Genomic DNA, 391 nt, shown 5'->3' on the forward strand with positions numbered 1-391 from the left:
TTCTGGACGTAGGTGTACTTGCCGTCGTCGCCCTTCTTCCATTCGTACATGACGTAGCCGGGCAGCGTCGGATCGCCCTTGGCGTCATAGGACAGGTCGCCGAGAACGGTCTTGAAGGGGCCGTTTTCATGCAGCGCCTTGGCAACTGCCTGCGGGTCGTTCGACTTGGCAGCGGTCGCTGCTTCCGCGATCGCCTGCACGGCGGCGTAGGAGTAGAGCGTGTAGGCTTCCGGCTCGAAACCCTGCGCGCGGAACTTCTCGACGAGTTCCTTGTTGGCGGGGATCAGGCGCGGATCCGGGCCGAACGTGTTGAGCGTGCCCGCAACTGCGTCGCCAGCGATCGAAGCCAGTTCGTTCGACACGATGCCATCGCCGGAAACCAGCGTTGCCT

General features: G+C 63.2%; 1 protein-coding gene. It reads right to left on the reverse strand.

Annotated features, from left to right (window positions below; translation table 11 throughout):
• Window positions 1-391, reverse strand: a 391-nt coding sequence (locus EN969_RS35130) for an ABC transporter substrate-binding protein (protein ID WP_164758845.1), incomplete at both ends; no start/stop codon positions are given.

It is taken from the genome of Mesorhizobium sp. M7A.F.Ca.CA.003.01.2.1, assembly GCF_003998945.1.
Classification (GTDB): Bacteria; Pseudomonadota; Alphaproteobacteria; order Rhizobiales; family Rhizobiaceae; genus Mesorhizobium; species Mesorhizobium ciceri.